This window comes from Okeania sp. SIO2B9 (genome assembly GCF_010672505.1).
Taxonomy (GTDB): Bacteria; Cyanobacteriota; Cyanobacteriia; order Cyanobacteriales; family Microcoleaceae; genus Okeania; species Okeania hirsuta.
On record NZ_JAAHGK010001509.1, the window covers coordinates 1 to 1,647 of the forward strand.

The 1,647-nt window shown below is 35.3% G+C and carries 2 protein-coding genes; one reads left to right on the forward strand and one right to left on the reverse strand.

From position 1 onward, the window contains the following. Positions 1–123: 123 nt before the first annotated feature. Positions 124–885, reverse strand: coding sequence for a pentapeptide repeat-containing protein (locus tag F6K13_RS32130; RefSeq protein WP_124155851.1), 762 nt, complete (start codon positions 883–885; stop codon positions 124–126). 120 nt (positions 886–1,005) lie between these two features. On the opposite strand from F6K13_RS32130, the gene F6K13_RS32135 reads away from it, so the two are divergent. Then, positions 1,006–1,647, forward strand: a 642-nt coding sequence (locus tag F6K13_RS32135; RefSeq protein WP_287289750.1) for an ABC transporter substrate-binding protein, incomplete at its 3' end; no start/stop codon positions are given.

Below are 1,647 nucleotides of genomic sequence, written 5' to 3' on the forward strand. Positions count from 1 at the left end.
TATCATTTTCTTTGTGGGTTTAATACCCCACCGTCAACGGGGGTGTTCACGCATTACTTGGGGGAGCGAATCCCCATGTAATTTTCCTCCTGTCTCCAGTATAGCTGTCTCCTGTCTCCTTCTTCAAGTTTTATTAACTACACTCGATTTAAGATTGTTGAATGACCCAGAGTAGTTAACATTGAAAGCATCAGGTAAAATCGCATCAGCTAACTTAGCACGACTTAAATTAGCCTCACTCAAATTAGTATCAAGTAAATTTACCCAACTTAAATCAGCACCATTAAAATTAGCTTTAGTCAAATTAGAAGCAGACAAATTAGAACTGTTGAGATCGACTTGACTGAAATTAGCCTTAGTCAGATTTGCACTACTCAAGTCTGTAACAATTAAATATGAACCAGTTAAATCAGCTTTACTCAAATCTGCCCCTACTAAATTAGCACCAATCAAACTTACATATTTCATATTTGCATGAATCAGACAAGCATAGCTGAGACTAGCACTAAAAAGAAAAGCACCATCTAAATTCGCTTGAGAAAGGTTAGCGCAAAACAAAAAAGCACGATTTGCATCAATTTTTGATAGATTAGCACAACTTAAGTTAGCATTACTCAGATTAGCTTCAGATAATTTAGCACTTGTTAAGTTAGCTTCACTTAAATTTGCCCCTACTAAATTTGTACCACTCAAATTAGCATTACTAAGATTGACTCCACTAAGGTTAGCATTCGTCAAGTCAGCATCACTAAAATCAGAATTACTAAAATCAGCACCACTCAGATTAATACCACTAAGGTCAACTTCCGGCAGCTTTATAGCAATAAAGTTTCTATTACCATTAGTATAATCTTCTCGTATTTGCTTGGCATCTCTTATGGGCATCTACGCTAAATAGTTTAGGTTTGTTCTAGGTACTATTATCTCAAAATACTAATCAATTATAATAAAGCTTAATTTTTTATTAAGTAAAGAAAAGCGATCGCTATATACTCAAGAAGAAAAATGATAGATCGTCAACTAAAAATTGTTTCTCTAATTCCTAGTGCTACAGAAATTGTTGCTACATTGGGATTAACGGATGCTATGGTGGGTAGAAGTCACGAATGTGATTATCCTTCAGAAGTTAAAAATTTGCCTGTTTGTACTCAGCCTAAATTTAATCCTGAGGGAAGTAGTCGTGAAATTCATAATCGAGCTACGGAGTTATTACAATCAGCTTTGAGTGTCTACCGTGTAGAAACAGAAACCCTAGAAAAATTAGAACCTACTCATATTATTACTCAAGCTCAATGTGATGTTTGTGCTGCTAGTTTGGCAGAAGTAGAAGCTGTAGTAGCAAATTTAACTAAAAGTCATCCTCAAATTATTTCATTACAGCCTAATTTATTGGCAGAAGTTTGGGCAGATATGGAACAAGTAGCAATGAGTTTAGGAGTGGATGGAAATGAAGTAATTTCTCAGTTAAAATATAGGGTTAAAGCTTGTTCGGAAAAAACTCAAAATTTACCAGTTAATGATATTCCGAAAGTAGCTTGTATTGAGTGGAGCAATCCGCTAATGGCAGCAGGAAATTGGATACCAGAATTAGTTAAGTTAGCTGGGGGAAATTCATTATTTGGAGTAGTGGGAAAACATTCTCCATGG

Excerpts from the sequence above, each read along its gene's own strand:
- F6K13_RS32130 (WP_124155851.1), bottom strand. The coding sequence starts at position 885 with ATGCCCATAAGAGATGCCAAGCAAATACGAGAAGATTATACTAATGGT.